The 15,047-nt window shown below is 50.6% G+C and carries 11 protein-coding genes; 2 read left to right on the top strand and 9 right to left on the bottom strand.

Annotation, left to right across the window (positions count from 1 at the left end; translation table 11 throughout):
• Nucleotides 1–41: 41 nt before the first annotated feature.
• The 4 genes from FM042_RS01320 to FM042_RS01305 are packed head-to-tail and all read right to left on the bottom strand — an operon-like array spanning nt 42 to nt 3,842.
• The gene (locus FM042_RS01320) at nt 42–794 is read right to left on the bottom strand and encodes an SDR family oxidoreductase (protein WP_143233955.1); all 753 of its coding nucleotides are present in this window, start codon (nt 792–794) and stop codon (nt 42–44) included.
• A 14-nt stretch (nt 795–808) separates the two neighbouring features.
• On the bottom strand, nt 809–1,522 hold the full coding sequence (locus FM042_RS01315) for a histidine phosphatase family protein (protein ID WP_143233954.1): 714 nt from the start codon (nt 1,520–1,522) through the stop codon (nt 809–811).
• Nucleotides 1,522–2,610 carry a phosphotransferase family protein gene (locus tag FM042_RS01310; protein ID WP_143233953.1) on the bottom strand — a complete coding sequence of 363 codons (1,089 nt, stop codon included), beginning with the start codon at nt 2,608–2,610 and terminating at the stop codon, nt 1,522–1,524. Before FM042_RS01310 ends, FM042_RS01315 begins: the two co-directional genes overlap by 1 nt.
• Nucleotides 2,607–3,842 (bottom strand): acyl-CoA dehydrogenase family protein, encoded by a 1,236-nt coding sequence (locus FM042_RS01305; protein ID WP_143233952.1) that lies wholly within the window; start codon nt 3,840–3,842, stop codon nt 2,607–2,609. Before FM042_RS01305 ends, FM042_RS01310 begins: the two co-directional genes overlap by 4 nt.
• 90 nt (nt 3,843–3,932) lie before the next feature.
• Between FM042_RS01305 and FM042_RS01300 the strand changes: the two genes are divergently transcribed.
• The gene (locus tag FM042_RS01300) at nt 3,933–4,835 is read left to right on the top strand and encodes a LysR family transcriptional regulator (RefSeq protein ID WP_143233951.1); all 903 of its coding nucleotides are present in this window, start codon (nt 3,933–3,935) and stop codon (nt 4,833–4,835) included.
• Between the two features lie 652 nt (nt 4,836–5,487).
• On the opposite strand, the gene FM042_RS01295 is transcribed toward FM042_RS01300, so the two are convergent.
• On the bottom strand, nt 5,488–6,798 hold the full coding sequence (locus FM042_RS01295) for a YncE family protein (RefSeq protein WP_143233950.1): 1,311 nt from the start codon (nt 6,796–6,798) through the stop codon (nt 5,488–5,490).
• Between the two features lie 201 nt (nt 6,799–6,999).
• Here FM042_RS01295 and FM042_RS01290 point away from each other — a divergent pair, with 201 nt between their 5' ends.
• Nucleotides 7,000–7,782, top strand: coding sequence for a hypothetical protein (locus FM042_RS01290; protein ID WP_143233949.1), 783 nt, complete (start codon nt 7,000–7,002; stop codon nt 7,780–7,782).
• Nucleotides 7,783–8,434: 652 nt separating this feature from the next.
• Here FM042_RS01290 and sucD read toward each other — a convergent pair.
• The 4 genes from sucD to FM042_RS01270 form a co-directional block, all read right to left on the bottom strand.
• Nucleotides 8,435–9,307 carry a succinate--CoA ligase subunit alpha gene (gene sucD / locus FM042_RS01285; protein WP_143233948.1) on the bottom strand — a complete coding sequence of 291 codons (873 nt, stop codon included), beginning with the start codon at nt 9,305–9,307 and terminating at the stop codon, nt 8,435–8,437.
• Entirely contained in the window at nt 9,307–10,473 is a 1,167-nt protein-coding gene (sucC, locus tag FM042_RS01280; protein ID WP_143233947.1) for an ADP-forming succinate--CoA ligase subunit beta, read from the bottom strand. The genes sucD and sucC overlap by 1 nt, the downstream gene beginning before the upstream one ends.
• Nucleotides 10,474–10,607: 134 nt before the next feature.
• Nucleotides 10,608–12,227 (bottom strand): 2-oxoglutarate dehydrogenase complex dihydrolipoyllysine-residue succinyltransferase, encoded by a 1,620-nt coding sequence (gene odhB / locus FM042_RS01275; RefSeq protein WP_143233946.1) that lies wholly within the window; start codon nt 12,225–12,227, stop codon nt 10,608–10,610.
• Between the two features lie 16 nt (nt 12,228–12,243).
• On the bottom strand, nt 12,244–15,042 hold the full coding sequence (locus tag FM042_RS01270) for a 2-oxoglutarate dehydrogenase E1 component (RefSeq protein WP_143233945.1): 2,799 nt from the start codon (nt 15,040–15,042) through the stop codon (nt 12,244–12,246).
• Nucleotides 15,043–15,047: the final 5 nt, after the last annotated feature.

The following is a 15,047-nucleotide window of genomic DNA, read 5'->3' as shown; positions in this document are numbered from 1 at the left end:
GAACTGTACACCGGCTATAGCCTAGCAAAGATGTGCCTACATTACCCTAATTTGAGGGTTTGTTTTAACGGCAAGCGCTTCAACAAGAACGCGACCAATATCCAAGGCCAACTAGGCACATAGGCCTGAACTTTCTCTTTTTCAATCGCGCGCACCATGCTGCGTACACCCGGTACCGTATCGCACATAAAGGGCGTGTTTTTCACCTTTTCGTTTATTTCCGAGCGGATAAACCCAGGCAAAATACAACTGGTCTTAATCGGACTATTCTGTCGCATAAGATCTGCACGAATCCCTTCCGTTAAATTCACCAGGGCCGCTTTACTCGAGGCATAGGCCGTAAGCGCGCGTGGCATACCGCGTAACGCACTAATCGATGCAATCGTAACTAAATGCCCAGACTGCTGTTCATAAAATATTTCTAACGCCGCCTCACATTGGGCCAGAGCCGCAATATAGTTGGTTTCCGCGGTTAGCTTATTGTATTTAAACAGGCCGGTTCCCAGTGGACCGCCCTTGCCCATGCCCGCATTGACAATAATGCGATCAATGTGACCAAACTCTTGTTTAAATTCCCCAAACACTCGGAACACCGCATCGTGATCATTCACATCTAATGCTTTTAAGGAAACCTTGATGCTCGGGTACTGTGTTTCCAATTCTTGCTTGAGAGTCTCAAGACGCTCTGTACGCCGAGCGCATAGTCCCAGGTTCCGGCCTAAGGCCGCAAATTGCCTTGCCATTTCTGCGCCTAAGCCAGAGCTGGCGCCAGTAATAATGATAGTTTTTCGCATCGGGAATACCTTACTTAACGATAGGTGAGCAGGTGCTGGTAACGGCCGCTCACATGGATATGTTCGTTTAAACTAATAAGCTTACGTTCCACGTCGCCATTGCCTTTGGGCTTGCACATAAAACGAGAGAGTCCGCCGTTCACTAGCTGCGCATTGATCGTCATCATATTGGGCGTAGGAAGACCCATGGCCCCCGCTGCGGACAATGAAATAGGTCCGCCTGATGTCAACACGAGAATCCGTTTATGGGAAAGCCAATCCCTTAACCGTTGCCATGCATGCTCTACCCGCGCGACAAACTGTGGCCAAGATTCAGGATACTCGTGGTCATGGGCACCACTTTGCCAACGTCGCACGGACTGCATAAATATAGCCATCACATCGTCGGGGCTAATCTGCGGCGTACCATCGTCGGCGAAGAATTTTTGCAGTTCAGGTTGAGCTTGCCCGAGGGACAACATAACAGCGCGATGATCAAATTCGTTCCAGGCCGGATCGGAAATCACATTCACTTCTCGTAACACATCACCATAGCCATCTACCAAGGCGTCTAGGGATTGCTGGTGGCGTTTGAGTGTACCACGCACCAACATATCAAATGATTCCCCCTGATTGGCCAACTGAGCACCTAAATGCTGCAGTTGTTGGTAACCCAGTTCGGATAAATTGTCGTAATCTGCGCTGCCAAACGATGCTTGACCATGTCGAACTAAGGTCACTAAAGCCATTAACGCTCCCGTCTTCGTTGCTTCATGAGGCGCTTACAGCGCCAATGCAAGTAATGCACAATAAACCAGAAATTCTTAAACGCCGGATTGCGCGTTTGTTTATGGTGATATCGATAGTAAATTTGCTGGGCAATCACGGATAAACGGAACAAACCAAATACTTCGTAGAACGTCATATCGACGTCGTCGTAGCCCATTTGCTCACAGTAGTAATCGATCACCTCTTGCCGTGTAAACATCCCTTTTAAGTGGGTTGGCTGACGACGTGTGGCCTGGGCGAAACGATCATCATCGGCTTGAACCCAATAAGCCAGCATATTACCCAATTCAAACAAAGGATCACCAATAGTGGCTAATTCCCAATCTAACACAGCCAGAATTTCTGTGGGATCGTCTGGGTTTAAAATTAAATTATCAAAGCGAAAGTCATTATGCGTAACGCATAAACGTTCTTGACGAGGCTTATTCTCCCGTAGCCAGCGCTTAATTCTTCGTGCACTGGGAACATTCCAGGTTTTGGCTTTCTCGTAACGACCAATCCATCCCTCTACTTGCCGCTCAATATAGCCACCACCCCGGCCCATGCTTTCAAGGCCTGCCGCCACGTAACTTACTTTATGCAAGTCGATGAGTTTATCCAGCATGGCGGTACACAACTGTCGAACCTGAGCTTCATCCAAGGATAAATCCCGAGGCATGTTTTTCCGGGGAATAATCCCCTCAATGCGCTCCATCACATAAAAATCAGAACCAATCAACGATGTATCCTCACAATAGCCCACCATAGTGGGCACCGCAGGATAATGCTTTTTTAGCATGAGCTGGAGGTCATGTTCCCGCTGCATATTATGGGCAGATTTCGCTTTGGTGCCTGCCGGCGGCCGACGGAGAATTAAATCGGCATTGTCGTAGGCTAAGCGATAAGTCCAGTTCGAGGCACCGCCTGGAAATTGAGTTAATTCAGGCTCCCCTTTGATCTCCGGACGTCGGTGTTTGATCCAGGTATCAACCGCTGCAATATCGAAACCCTCTTCATCGCGTACGGCAACCCCGTGATCAATTACGGCGTTATTCGCTTTTGAACTCATGACTCACTCCGAGGGGGACGGTATTTACGTAACTCTTGGCGCAGCACCGTGGCTTGATGTACTTCATCTGGGCCATCAGCAAGGCGCAGGGCACGGGCAATGGCATAGAATCCGGTTAATGGATAATCGTGACTTAGGCCACCACCGCCAAACATTTGAATCGCATCATCCACCACATTTTGCAGTACTGTGGGCACCACCGCCTTGATTCCAGCTATTTCACTAGCAGCGCCGCGAACGCCTTGATTGTCGATCACGCCCGCTGTGTACAGGGTATAAAGACGCGCTTGGTCAATGGCCATCCGATGTTTGGCAATCCGGGTACCATTATCGCCGAGCTTGATTAATGGTTGTCCGAAGGCGACTCGTTCCATACCGCGGGTAATCATCAGTTCCAAACAGCGTTCTGCCGCACCCAAAGCACGCATACAATGGTGTACACGTCCTGGACCAAGACGTCCTTGAGCAATGGCAAAGCCGTAACCCAAGCCGCCGATCACATTAGTTTTTGGCACTCGCACATTGTTAAAGCTTACTTCCCCATGACCATAAGGCGCATCATAGTCGCCGAATACGGGCAGCATTCGCTCAATAGTTACTCCAGGCGTATCTAGCGGTACCAGTACCATAGAATGCCGCTTATGGCGTTCCGCGTCAGGATCCGTCAGGCCCATAACAATGGCAATTTTCGCATTGGGATGCCCTAATCCCGTCGTCCACCATTTTCGACCCTGAATAATGACATCATCACCATCCGCGGTAATTCGCGTTTCCATATTCGTCGCGTCAGACGAGGCCACCTGCGGTTCTGTCATCGCAAATACCGAACGGATCTCGCCTTGTAACAAAGGTTGCAACCAGGTTTTGCGCTGCGAATCGCTACCGTAGTGATAGAGCACCTCCATATTGCCGGTATCAGGGGCATTACAGTTAAAAACCTCGGGGGCAATAAACGACCGTCCCATCTGCTCTGCCAAAGGCGCATAATCCAAGGTACTCAAGCCTTGTCCTAAGCGTGAGTCAGGAAGAAAGAGATTCCACAAGCCTTCATTCTTGGCTTTCTCTTTCAAGGCATCAATTTCTTCAGGAATCGACCATTCACGCCAATTACCATGGCCTTGGTCGTGCAAAACACCTTGCATAATCGCCCCTTCAACCGGCTCAATATGCTCTGCCATAAACGCTTTCACGCGACTCAGGTACTGCTGCGACAACTCGGAACGTCCAAACATACAAATTCCTGTGAAAAAGTTAAAAAATAGGTTGGCTCATCCTACGAACTTTCTTAACATGAATGAAGTGAATTTTATTAACGGACTAACATGAATCAAATTCATCTTAAGACAGATTTAAACTTATTGCGCGTATTGGCTGCCATCTATCGTGAGCGTCAGCTAAATAGGGCCGCCGTGGAACTATCCCTCACCCCATCGGCAATTAGTCATGCTTTACGGCGATTACGCGAACAATTTGATGATCCTTTGTTTGTACGCCATGGTCGCGTATTGCGCCCCACTGCGCTGTGCGACAAGCTCGCACCGGATGTGCATGAATTGCTAATGCGCATGCAAGGGCTGATTGAACGAGGTCGCCACTTTCATCCCAAGGATACGCGGCGTAGCTTTCGATTAGGTATTCCCGAAGCCATTGAGCCGGAGCTATTTCCCCGTATATTCCGTCATTTAAAACGACTCGCGCCAAATGCGCGTTTTGAAAGTATTGCCATACCCCATGCGCAGTTGAGTGACTTTCTCTTGAATCGGCAAGCGGATCTCGCGATCGACGTACCCTTGCCTCTCTCTTCACCGGTCCATCAACGGCCCTTATATCATGAAGACTTTGTGGTTCTCGGGCGGCAAGATAACAAAGAGTTACTAACGAAGGCCCGTTACTTGGGTGCCCAACATATTGCGGTGTCTTCGCGGGCACGAGGGACGGTATTGGAAGATTATCTCTTACGGGAACTAGGCATTGAGCGTCGCCTTGCGGTGCGCGTGCAAAGTTATCAAACCGCAGGCCACTTGGTGGCCATTAGTGGCGATTACCTCACCTTACCTCGGCGTATTGCCGAGCGATTGGTCACCCAGTTTCCGGTACGGCTGTGGGAAATGCCCGCCGAGATTCAAGTGGCCACGCGATTACAAATGTATTGGCATGATGCCCACGAAACGGATCCAGCCCTGCAGTGGCTCTCCCATCAAGTCCACGAAATACTAGCCAATTAACATACAAGGCTCGGCGCTGAGAAAGCCCCGTGGGGGACGCCGTGAATGCATCCGTGCAGGCTTGGCTGCCGCATCCCTGCGGCAGACACCCTCACGAAGCCAATGTCTCCCTCTCGACCAGCGTACCCAACGCAGCGCGTTGGCCCGAGGCCGTATTGAGGCTCGGCGGTGGGAAAGCCCCGTGGGGGACGCCGTGAATGCATCTATGCAGGCTTGGGCGCGGCATCCCTGCCGCTCAAGGCCCAGAGGCAGAGTTGGCCTCGTGAGGGACGCCGTAAATGCATCCATGCAGGCTTGGCTGCCGCATCCCTGCGGCAGACACCCTCACGAAGCCAGTCTCTCCCTCTCGACCATCGTAGCCAACGTTGCGCGCTGGCCCGAGGCCGTATTGAGGCGTGGCGGTGGGAAAGCCCCGTGGGGGACGCCGTGAATGCATCTATGCAGGCTTGGGCGCGGCATCCCTGCCGCGCACACCCCCACGTGACTTGTCCCATCACCGCGCCAGATTTACCTCAATCGTACCCAACGTAATTTATAGCAATGCGCAATAAAAAACCGCGGCCCCCTCAATGAGAGAGCCGCGGCTACACACACACCAAACATCGCTATAAGCGCTGCTTAGTCACACAACGCGGTACATGAAACACAAACCTTAGTGGTCGTGCCCATCGTCTTCTAAAAACCCGTGCCAGCTCACAGCTGCAGGCGAGAATCCGAGTTCAATACGGTCTTCTACTTCACCATCATGCAGATCCACAATGATCACTTCTTGCGCCACTGGGTCAGTAATAAAGGCATCGTGGTTAATTGGGCTAAAGGCCATCGTTGGCGCGTGATCACCCATCTCATCAATAACGTGCAATACGCTTTGAATCTCATAGTGATCCGTACGGAAGCGCACAATCGTTAAATGGCCAGTGCTATCTAAAATAGCGAAACGGTTACCACTGTAGTTAAAGCCCGCTGCTCTAACTTGGGCTTCGGCGTTTTCTTCACCGCGCCACTCAATGTGGTGCATATCGCCATCATCCAGGTGTAACCAATACAGTTCGTGCGCAGCACGCCCTACAAAGTTCTGCGTATTATCGTGGGCATAGAGGGTACCGATGCGGCTTCCCGCTTCAGTAATCATGGCATCATTCGCTAACTTATCAGCCACGTAACCATCATCGCCTTCGGTAATCACTAACACACCATCACGGCAACCAAAAGTCACATATAAACTGGTGATGGCACTGCCGTGCAGGCCTTCGCAAGGCTCTTCAAAACGCTGAATAAAGTCAAAATGATCGCTATGGCGCTCGTACACTTCTACGAAATCAGGCAACACACCATCGCTATCAGCACTGCGATAGCTTACGAATAAGTCATTGCCACGGATTTCAGCCGCGCCGTGTTGGTTACGCTCAAGTTCTAGAGTCGCTAGTACACGATCTTCACTTAAGCTGTGATCACTTAGCGCTTTCACCTTACCTGCAACACCAGGCACGCCATCAAAAAACACAGCGCCGCGGGTTTCAAACCAATCGTAGTGTGTCGGCAATTCACCGAATAATTGGAAATCCAACAAGGCAGGATCGTGCTCATGATAGTGACCGTGATCGCCATGAGCTTCAGTTTCAAAGCCGCTATCAATAAAGCTCACTACACCCGCAGAACGTTCGATGGCGATGGCATAGCGATAGCCAGGGCTCGGATAAATGCTTGCGGCAGGGCCTGCTAAATGGAAGTCTGCAATGATTTCTTCATCGTGTAGATCAAGAACATACGCATGGTCAGAATCATGCGAACTAAAAACTAAACGTCCTGTACGGTCGCCGTGGTCATGATCGTGGTCGTGGCCACCACCCGTTGGCGGGTCAGTCAGCTCAACCGAAAGGTTTTCACCACACGCTGAAAGCGCAAGGGCTGCCGCAACTGCCACTGCGCTCATTTTAATTGCCGGTAAGGTCGTTAACTTCATTTTATTACTTCCTTCGTTCTGGATAGTCATTGCCGGAGAATCGAGTTCTACTGTACGAATACAGTTATGTTATAAGATAACATATTAAATAACAAATAAGATTTTCATCTTTTGGTCGTCCATTCTGGTGCTTTCAACGTAAGAATTGTTCTATACTGACCTAGTTGCTTAAAAATCATCCATTTGAATGGGTCTCGTACTATGCACATGTTTCAGCCTGCATTTAAAAAATTGCGTTGGTCGTTAGTGTTGCTGCCGGCCTTTTTGATCAGTGCCTGTATTCCTGTACGACATAGCGTCGTTATTGTGCCGCAAACAACAGGTTCTGTTTGGGTGGCGGAAACGGGCCAGCCTTTGGGAAATATCGCCCTACAAGCTCACCTTCGGCAGGATGGCGTTTACCCCGACACACCCATTTACAGTGAGTCCGCCGGACCTTTTCTCATCCCGTTATGGGAAGAGGAGCGCACCGATTGGCGCTTACCTACTGTTGGCGGTACCTATCGCGAAGGCTATTTTCTCGAAGCCCGACATCAAGATTTTGCCCCTGCCTACATGTACATTGCCTTTGTTCATCCATTTGAACGACAAGCCGACGGTTTCCCCTTGATTGTGTACCACGAGCATCTCCCCCTGCCAGACGCCATTGCTGATTGCCCTGAGCGTGCGGCGACGGCCCATGCCTGGACCTTGGCCAATGATTTGCCCCGGTTAGCCAATGAAGCTTGGTTTCGGGATGTGTTCGTACGCCATGGCGCAGAAGTAAATATGCTCGATGAGTATTTCAGCACCGCCCTTGGGCATTTCTACCGGAGCTGCGGAATCAGCTCCGAAGAGCAGCGTCAGATTAGTCGTACATATCGGGAAGGGATTGAGCTCCTCCTACAAAATGAAGCCTACCTGCAAAACCAAGCAAACGAAAACACGACAACACGTCGCCGCAGCGCTGGTGGTATCAACGAACTATCAACGATTCGCGAGTAATTAACGCGGTGCCTTGGGTGCGACTGAGGTCGGTCTGGCGCGGTGGTGGGAGAAGTCACGTGGGGGTGTGCGCGGCAGGGATGCCGCGCCCAAGCCTATAGGGACATATCCACGGCCTCCCCCACGGGGCTTTCCCAGCGCCGAGCCTTGAATCCGCCCCGGACCAGCGCGGTGCGTTGGGTACCCTGGTCCAGGGCGAGAGATTGGCCTCTGGGCCTTGAACCGGCCCCGGGCCAATGCGGCGAGTCGGGTACGACTGAGGTCGGTCTGGCGCGGCGGTGGGATAAGTCACGTGGGGGTGTGCGCGGCAGGGATGCCGCGCCCAAGCCTATAGGGACATATCCACGGCGTCCCCCATGGGGCTTTCCCAGCGCCGAGCCTTGAATCCGCCCCGGACCAGCGCGGTGCGTTGGGTACCCTGGTCCAGGGCGAGAGATTGGCCTCGTGAGGGTGTCTGTCGCAGGGATGCGACAGCCAAGCCTGCATGGATGCATTCACGGCGTCCCTCACGAGGCCAACTCTGCCTCTGGGCCTTGAACCGGCCCCGGGCCAATGCGGCGCATCAGGTACAAGCTCGTCATAAGCAGTTACGCAAAAAAAACGGCCCTCAAAGAGGGCCGTTTTTATGTACTTAAGACAATTTAGCTGGTGATTACCAACCTGTCTTCTCACGCAATGCTTTGCCGATATCCGCAAGGCTACGTACGGTTTTCACACCTGCGGCTTCAAGCGCTGCAAATTTCTCGTCTGCAGTACCTTTACCACCAGAGATAATCGCACCGGCATGGCCCATACGCTTACCTGGAGGTGCAGTCACACCCGCGATGTAAGAAACGACAGGCTTAGTCACGTTATTCTTAATGAACTCCGCTGCTTCTTCTTCCGCAGTACCGCCGATTTCACCGATCATCACGATGGCTTCAGTCTTCGGATCTTTCTCGAACATCTCAAGGATATCGATAAAGTTTGAACCTGGGATTGGGTCGCCGCCGATACCTACACAGGTAGACTGGCCGAAACCTTCATCTGTGGTTTGCTTCACAGCTTCATAAGTCAATGTACCAGAACGAGACACGATGCCTACTTTACCTGGCTTATGAATGTGGCCTGGCATAATACCGATCTTACATTCACCTGGCGTGATCACGCCCGGGCAGTTAGGACCAATCATGCGCACGCCTTTGTGCGTAAGGTATTCTTTTACATACAGCATATCCAGCGTAGGGATACCTTCAGTGATACACACGATCAATTCGATGCCAGCGTCTGCCGCTTCGATAATCGAGTCTTTACAGAAAGGTGCAGGTACGTAAATCACTGATGCAGTGGCACCAGTTTTCGCAACGGCTTCTTTTACCGTATTGAATACGGGTAAGCCGAGGTGCGTTTGACCGCCTTTACCAGGCGTCACACCGCCCACCATTTGCGTGCCATAAGCAATCGCTTGCTCAGAGTGGAAGGTACCTTGTCCGCCAGTGAAACCTTGGCAGATAACTTTTGTATTCTTATCGATCAAAATAGACATTATTGACCTCCCGCTGCAGCAACAACTTTCTGAGCTGCGTCAGTCAAACTGGTAGCCGCTTCGATGTTCAAGCCGCTTTCAGCTAATTTCTGTGTACCAAGTTCTGCGTTGTTCCCTTCAAGACGAACAACGACAGGCACTTTCACGCCTACTTCTTCAACGGCACCGATGATTCCTTCAGCGATCATGTCACAACGCACGATACCACCGAAAATGTTCACAAATACGGCCTTTACTTTGTCGTCAGACAAAATGATTTTGAAGGCTTCAGAAACGCGCTCTTTAGTTGCACCACCACCGACATCAAGGAAGTTCGCTGGCTCACCGCCGCTCAACTTCACGATATCCATGGTACCCATGGCTAAACCAGCACCATTCACCATGCAGCCGATATTGCCATCAAGCGCTACGTAGTTTAATTCAAACTTAGCGGCGTGGGCTTCACGGGCATCTTCTTGAGACGGATCATGCATTTCTTTGATTTTTGGTTGGCGGTACATCGCGTTGCTATCGATGTTAATTTTGCCATCCAAGCAATGCAGATTGCCTTCGTCGGTGATCACTAATGGATTGATTTCTAGCAGTGCGAAATCATACTGCTCGAACATCTTCGCCAAACCTAAGAAGATCTTCGTGAATTGCTTCACTTGCTCCGGGTTAAGGCCCAGTTGGAAGGCTAAATCGCGACCTTGGAAAGGCTGTGGGCCTACCGTTGGATCGATAATCGCTTTGAGGATCTTCTCAGGCGTTTCTTCCGCAACTTTCTCGATTTCCACACCACCTTCAGTTGATGCCATGAAAACAATTTTACGGGTCGCACGGTCTACAACAGCACCTAGATACAATTCTTGAGCGATATCTGTGCAGCTTTCAACTAAGATTTTTGCAACTGGCTGACCGTTAGCGTCTGTTTGATAAGTCACTAGGTTCTTACCTACCCAGTGCTCAGCGAATGCACGTACTTCATCGTGGCTGCTTACCAGCTTCACGCCGCCCGCTTTACCACGGCCGCCAGCGTGTACCTGACATTTAACAACCCACTTGTCGCCGCCAATTTTCTTGGCCGCTTCGACAGCTTCTTCAGGAGTGTCTACAGCAAAGCCTTCTGATACTGGCAAGCCGAACTCTCTGAAAAGCTGTTTTGCTTGATACTCATGCAAATTCATGATGCTTTTTCCGTTTGTTCATTCAAAACGAAAGCAGCCGACGGCTGCTTACCCGAATTTTCGCGCGGGATTATACGTGTTTTACCGCGCAAATGACAGCGGCAGCGTTGAATTCGCTGCCGCCTTTCGTGCTATTAGATGTCCAGCAATAGACGCTGTGGATCTTCCAGCAAGTTCTTCACAGTCACCAAGAAGCCGACCGACTCTTTACCGTCGACAATGCGGTGATCGTAGGACAGTGCAAGATACATCATTGGCAAGATTTCAACTTTGCCATCAACCGCCATAGGGCGATCTTGAATCTTGTGCATGCCCAAAATGGCACTTTGTGGTGGGTTCAGGATAGGTGTCGATAACAACGAACCAAACACACCGCCGTTCGTGATAGTGAAGTTTCCGCCCTGCATTTCATCTAGGGTTAACTTGCCATCACGGCCTTTGATGGCTAAATCACGAATACCTTGCTCGATTTCCGCCAAGCTTAGTTTGTCGCAATCACGCAACACCGGCGTCACCAACCCACGTGGGGTAGATACCGCGATGCTGACATCAAAGTAGTTGTGGTACACGATATCATCGCCATCAATAGACGCATTCACTTCTGGGAAGCGCTTCAACGCTTCCACAACCGCTTTTACATAGAACGACATAAAACCAAGACGAATCCCGTGACGGTCTTCGAATTCCTTCTGATAGGTTTTACGCAGATCCATAATCGGCTTCATGTTCACTTCGTTGAACGTCGTTAACATAGCCGTTGAATTCTTTGCTTCGAGCAATCGCTTGGCAATCGTTTTCCGCAAACGTGTCATCGCCACACGTTTTTGCGTGCGATCGCCGCTCACCGCTGGTTGGCTGCTTGCTGGCTTGGATTCTGATTTGCTTTCCGATTTTTTCTCACCGGCAGACTTCACGTGTTTCTCCACATCTTCTTTGGTAATACGACCATCTTTGCCCGTGCCCTTCACGCTGCTGGCGGACAAATCATGCTCTGCCAATAAACGACGTACAGACGGACTCACGGCATCAGAGTTCTTGTCGGAATCACTGCTATCATCGCTATCTGCGTCGTCGGCATCATCATCGCTGTCGCTAGGAGTGACCGATGGAGAACCACCTTTTGTGATTTTGCCGATCACTTCTTTTGCACCCACGTTGGCGCCTTCGTCGTGGATAATTTCAGCCAATACACCGTCAGCTTCTGCAACCACTTCCAGCACAACTTTGTCGGTTTCGATATCCACCAAGTTTTGATCGCGGGTTACTTTTTCACCTGCTTTCACGTGCCAAGTTGCAATAGTCGCTTCCGAGACCGACTCAGGTAACTCAGGTACAGTGACTTCGATCGTTTCACCAGATGCTTCCGAACTACCCTCTGACGAGTTTGATTTCTTCTCGTCTTTCTTCTCAGATGCCTTTTTATCGCCGTCATCCTTTTTGGCGTCTTTGTCTTTCTTATCGGCATCATCTTTCTTGTCGCTATCGTCGCTCTTCGCTTTCTTATCAGAGCCACCTTCGCCTTCTTCAATACTGCCGATCACTTCTTGGCTTTTCACTGTGTCGCCTTCTTGCGCGCTGATCTTACCAACCACGCCGTCTGACTCAGCAACCACTTCAAGCACAACTTTATCGGTTTCGATATCCACCAGGTTTTGGTCACGGCTTACAGTATCGCCTTCCTTGACATGCCAAGTTGCAATAGTTCCGTCCGCTACGGATTCTGGTAATTCGGGTACTTTGATTTCAATCGCCATGATTTAGTCTCACCTGTTAAATACTGAGTGCTTCGTTCACGAGTTTCTCTTGCTGTTCCTTATGCACGGATGCATATCCCACTGCCGGTGATGCTGATGCCGCACGACCTGCATAGGTCAACTTCGCACCATCCGGAATTGCCGCGTGGAAATGATGTTGGCTGCAATACCAAGCACCCTGATTCTGCGGTTCTTCCTGACACCAAACAAAATCCTTCACGTGCTTATAGTCTTTCAGCACTTCGGCCATTTCGTCATGGGGGAACGGATACAACTGCTCAATGCGAATAATCGCAATGTTATCCAATTCACGCTCGCGGCGAGCCGCCAGCAAATCGTAGTAGACTTTACCACTACAGAACACCACACGTTTTACTTTTTTCGGATTAACCTTATCGATTTCTCCAATCACGTTGTGGAATTTAGACTCTGCCAACTCTTCTAGGGTAGAAACCGCATCCGCATGTCGCAACAACGACTTCGGCGTCATCACGATTAGCGGACGACGCACTGGGCGTAATTGCTGACGACGAATCATATTAAACACCTGCGCCGGCGTACTAGGTACACACACCGACCAGTTATGATCCGCAGACAATTGCAAGAAACGCTCTAAACGTGCCGAGCTGTGCTCTGGGCCTTGTCCTTCATAGCCGTGCGGTAACAACAAGGTTAAACCACACAAACGACCCCACTTTTGCTCTCCCGAGCTTAAGAATTGGTCGATCACCACTTGTGCACCGTTGGCAAAATCTCCGAACTGGGCTTCCCAAATCACCATGGTGTTGGGTTCTGCAGTGGCGTATCCATATTCAAACGCCATTACGGCTTCTTCCGACAACACTGAGTCGTAGATTTCGATAGGCGCTTGTTTTTCGTCAATCTTGGTTAAAGGCAAGAAGGTCGCTGCGTCTTTTTGATTGTGTAATACCGCATGACGATGGAAGAACGTACCTCGCCCACAATCTTGCCCGGTAATACGAATTCGATAGCCATGCTTCACCAAAGACGCGTATGCCAAGGTTTCCGCCATACCCCAATCGAGGGAGCGTTCACCTTTGGTCATCTTCACGCGCTCTTCATATACTTTTGCAACCCGTGAATTGAGTTTAAAGCCATCAGGCATGGTGGTGAGTTTCTCACCCAAATCCTTCAGCTCTTTCACGGTAATTGTGGCGTTGTATTCAACGTCCCAATCTTTATCAATGTAGGGTGACCAATCTACCGAATGTGCTTTCATTGGCCGCCATTCGTCGACAACACAATCACCTTTATCAAGAGCGTCGCGGTAATCAGATACCATCTGCTTAATCGCGTCCTCGTCAACGATACCCTCTTCGATCAAACGCTTGGCATAAATTTCCCGAGGTACCGGATGCTTCTTGATCTTCTGATACATGAGCGGCTGGGTTGCATTCGGCTCATCCGCTTCGTTATGACCGTGACGGCGATAACACACCAGGTCGATCACCACATCGCGCTTAAAGGTATTGCGGTAATCCACAGCAAGTTGCGCTACAAACAAAACGGCTTCTGGATCATCGGCGTTTACGTGGAAAATTGGCGCCTGCACCATTTTTGCAATATCGGTACAGTACTGGGTAGAACGTGCGTCTTCTTGCTTCGACGTGGTGAAGCCCACTTGGTTATTCACCACGATGCGAACGCTGCCGCCGACACCAAACGCTCGCGTCTTCGACAGGTTAAAGGTTTCTTGAACCACGCCCTGACCGGCGATAGCCGCATCCCCATGAATCGTAATCGGTAATGCTTTGCTGCCGTCTTTACAGCCGCGGCGATCCATTCGCGCACGCACTGAGCCCATCACCACCGGATTCACGATTTCAAGATGTGACGGGTTAAACGCCAAGGCTAGGTGTACGTTGCCACCTTCGGTTTCAAAGTCCGAACTAAAGCCCATGTGATATTTCACGTCACCCGCTTTGTCGGTCGTATTTTTGCCAGCAAACTCATCGAATAACTCTTGTGGGTGTTTACCCAACACGTTAATCAAGAGGTTTAAACGGCCACGGTGTGCCATGCCAATCACAACTTCCTTGGCACCTTGGCTACCGGCTCGGCGAATTAACGATTTCATTAAAGGGACAAGCGCATCGCCCCCTTCTAGAGAGAAACGCTTCGCGCCGGGGAATTTGGAACCTAAATATTTCTCAAGACCATCTGCCGCGACTAACTCTTTGAGCATGCGGGTGCGTTCTTCAGCACTGAACTTTGGCTGCCCAAGCTGCGACTCAAGGCGTTGCTGGATCCAGCGCTTTTCATCGGTTGAGACAATGTGCATGTACTCAGCGCCAATAGACCCACAGTAGATGGCATCAAGGGCTTTATGAATGTCTTTGAGCTTGGCGGTTTCTTTGCCAATCACTAACGAGCCCACGTTGAACTCAAGGTCCATGTCGTCTTTGCTCAGACCATGGAACTCTGGGTCGAGATCAGGCACAGTTTCTTGCTTCCATAAACCGAGCGGGTCTAAGGCGGCATGCTGATGGCCGCGGAAGCGATAGGCGTTGATGAGCTGAAGCACACGAACCTGCTTTTCAGTCAGTTCTGTATTGGCCGAGCCGGAGCCGGCTTGCTTCAGTTTATGTTTGGCAGCCTCTCGGAACTGTTCACGAATTTCGCTATGTTTAACATCGACCGCTCCTTGCGGGAGACTGTCAAACAATTCGCGCCATTCGGCTGGAACAGCACTTGGGTCGTCGAGATATAGCTCAAACAGCTCTTCGATGTAAGCTGCGTTTCCTCCCGCAAATGGAGAGGACTCAATCCAGGCTTGCATTGCGCCTTCTTGCATTGCTT

It is taken from the genome of Aliidiomarina halalkaliphila, from assembly GCF_007096385.1.
GTDB classification, from domain to species: domain Bacteria; phylum Pseudomonadota; class Gammaproteobacteria; order Enterobacterales; family Alteromonadaceae; genus Aliidiomarina; species Aliidiomarina halalkaliphila.
The sequence above is the reverse complement of the archived record's forward strand: the minus strand, read 5'-3'. Positions and strand labels throughout refer to the sequence as shown.

Excerpts from the sequence above, each read along its gene's own strand:
- FM042_RS01310 (WP_143233953.1), bottom strand. The coding sequence starts at position 2,610 with ATGAGTTCAAAAGCGAATAACGCCGTAATTGATCACGGGGTTGCCGTA.
- FM042_RS01300 (WP_143233951.1), top strand. The coding sequence starts at position 3,933 with ATGAATCAAATTCATCTTAAGACAGATTTAAACTTATTGCGCGTATTG.
- FM042_RS01305 (WP_143233952.1), bottom strand. The coding sequence starts at position 3,842 with ATGTTTGGACGTTCCGAGTTGTCGCAGCAGTACCTGAGTCGCGTGAAA.
- FM042_RS01270 (WP_143233945.1), bottom strand. The coding sequence starts at position 15,042 with ATGCAAGAAGGCGCAATGCAAGCCTGGATTGAGTCCTCTCCATTTGCG.
- FM042_RS01315 (WP_143233954.1), bottom strand. The coding sequence starts at position 1,522 with ATGGCTTTAGTGACCTTAGTTCGACATGGTCAAGCATCGTTTGGCAGC.
- odhB (WP_143233946.1), bottom strand. The coding sequence starts at position 12,227 with ATGGCGATTGAAATCAAAGTACCCGAATTACCAGAATCCGTAGCGGAC.
- FM042_RS01320 (WP_143233955.1), bottom strand. The coding sequence starts at position 794 with ATGCGAAAAACTATCATTATTACTGGCGCCAGCTCTGGCTTAGGCGCA.
- sucD (WP_143233948.1), bottom strand. The coding sequence starts at position 9,307 with ATGTCTATTTTGATCGATAAGAATACAAAAGTTATCTGCCAAGGTTTC.
- FM042_RS01295 (WP_143233950.1), bottom strand. The coding sequence starts at position 6,798 with ATGAAGTTAACGACCTTACCGGCAATTAAAATGAGCGCAGTGGCAGTT.
- FM042_RS01290 (WP_143233949.1), top strand. The coding sequence starts at position 7,000 with ATGCACATGTTTCAGCCTGCATTTAAAAAATTGCGTTGGTCGTTAGTG.
- sucC (WP_143233947.1), bottom strand. The coding sequence starts at position 10,473 with ATGAATTTGCATGAGTATCAAGCAAAACAGCTTTTCAGAGAGTTCGGC.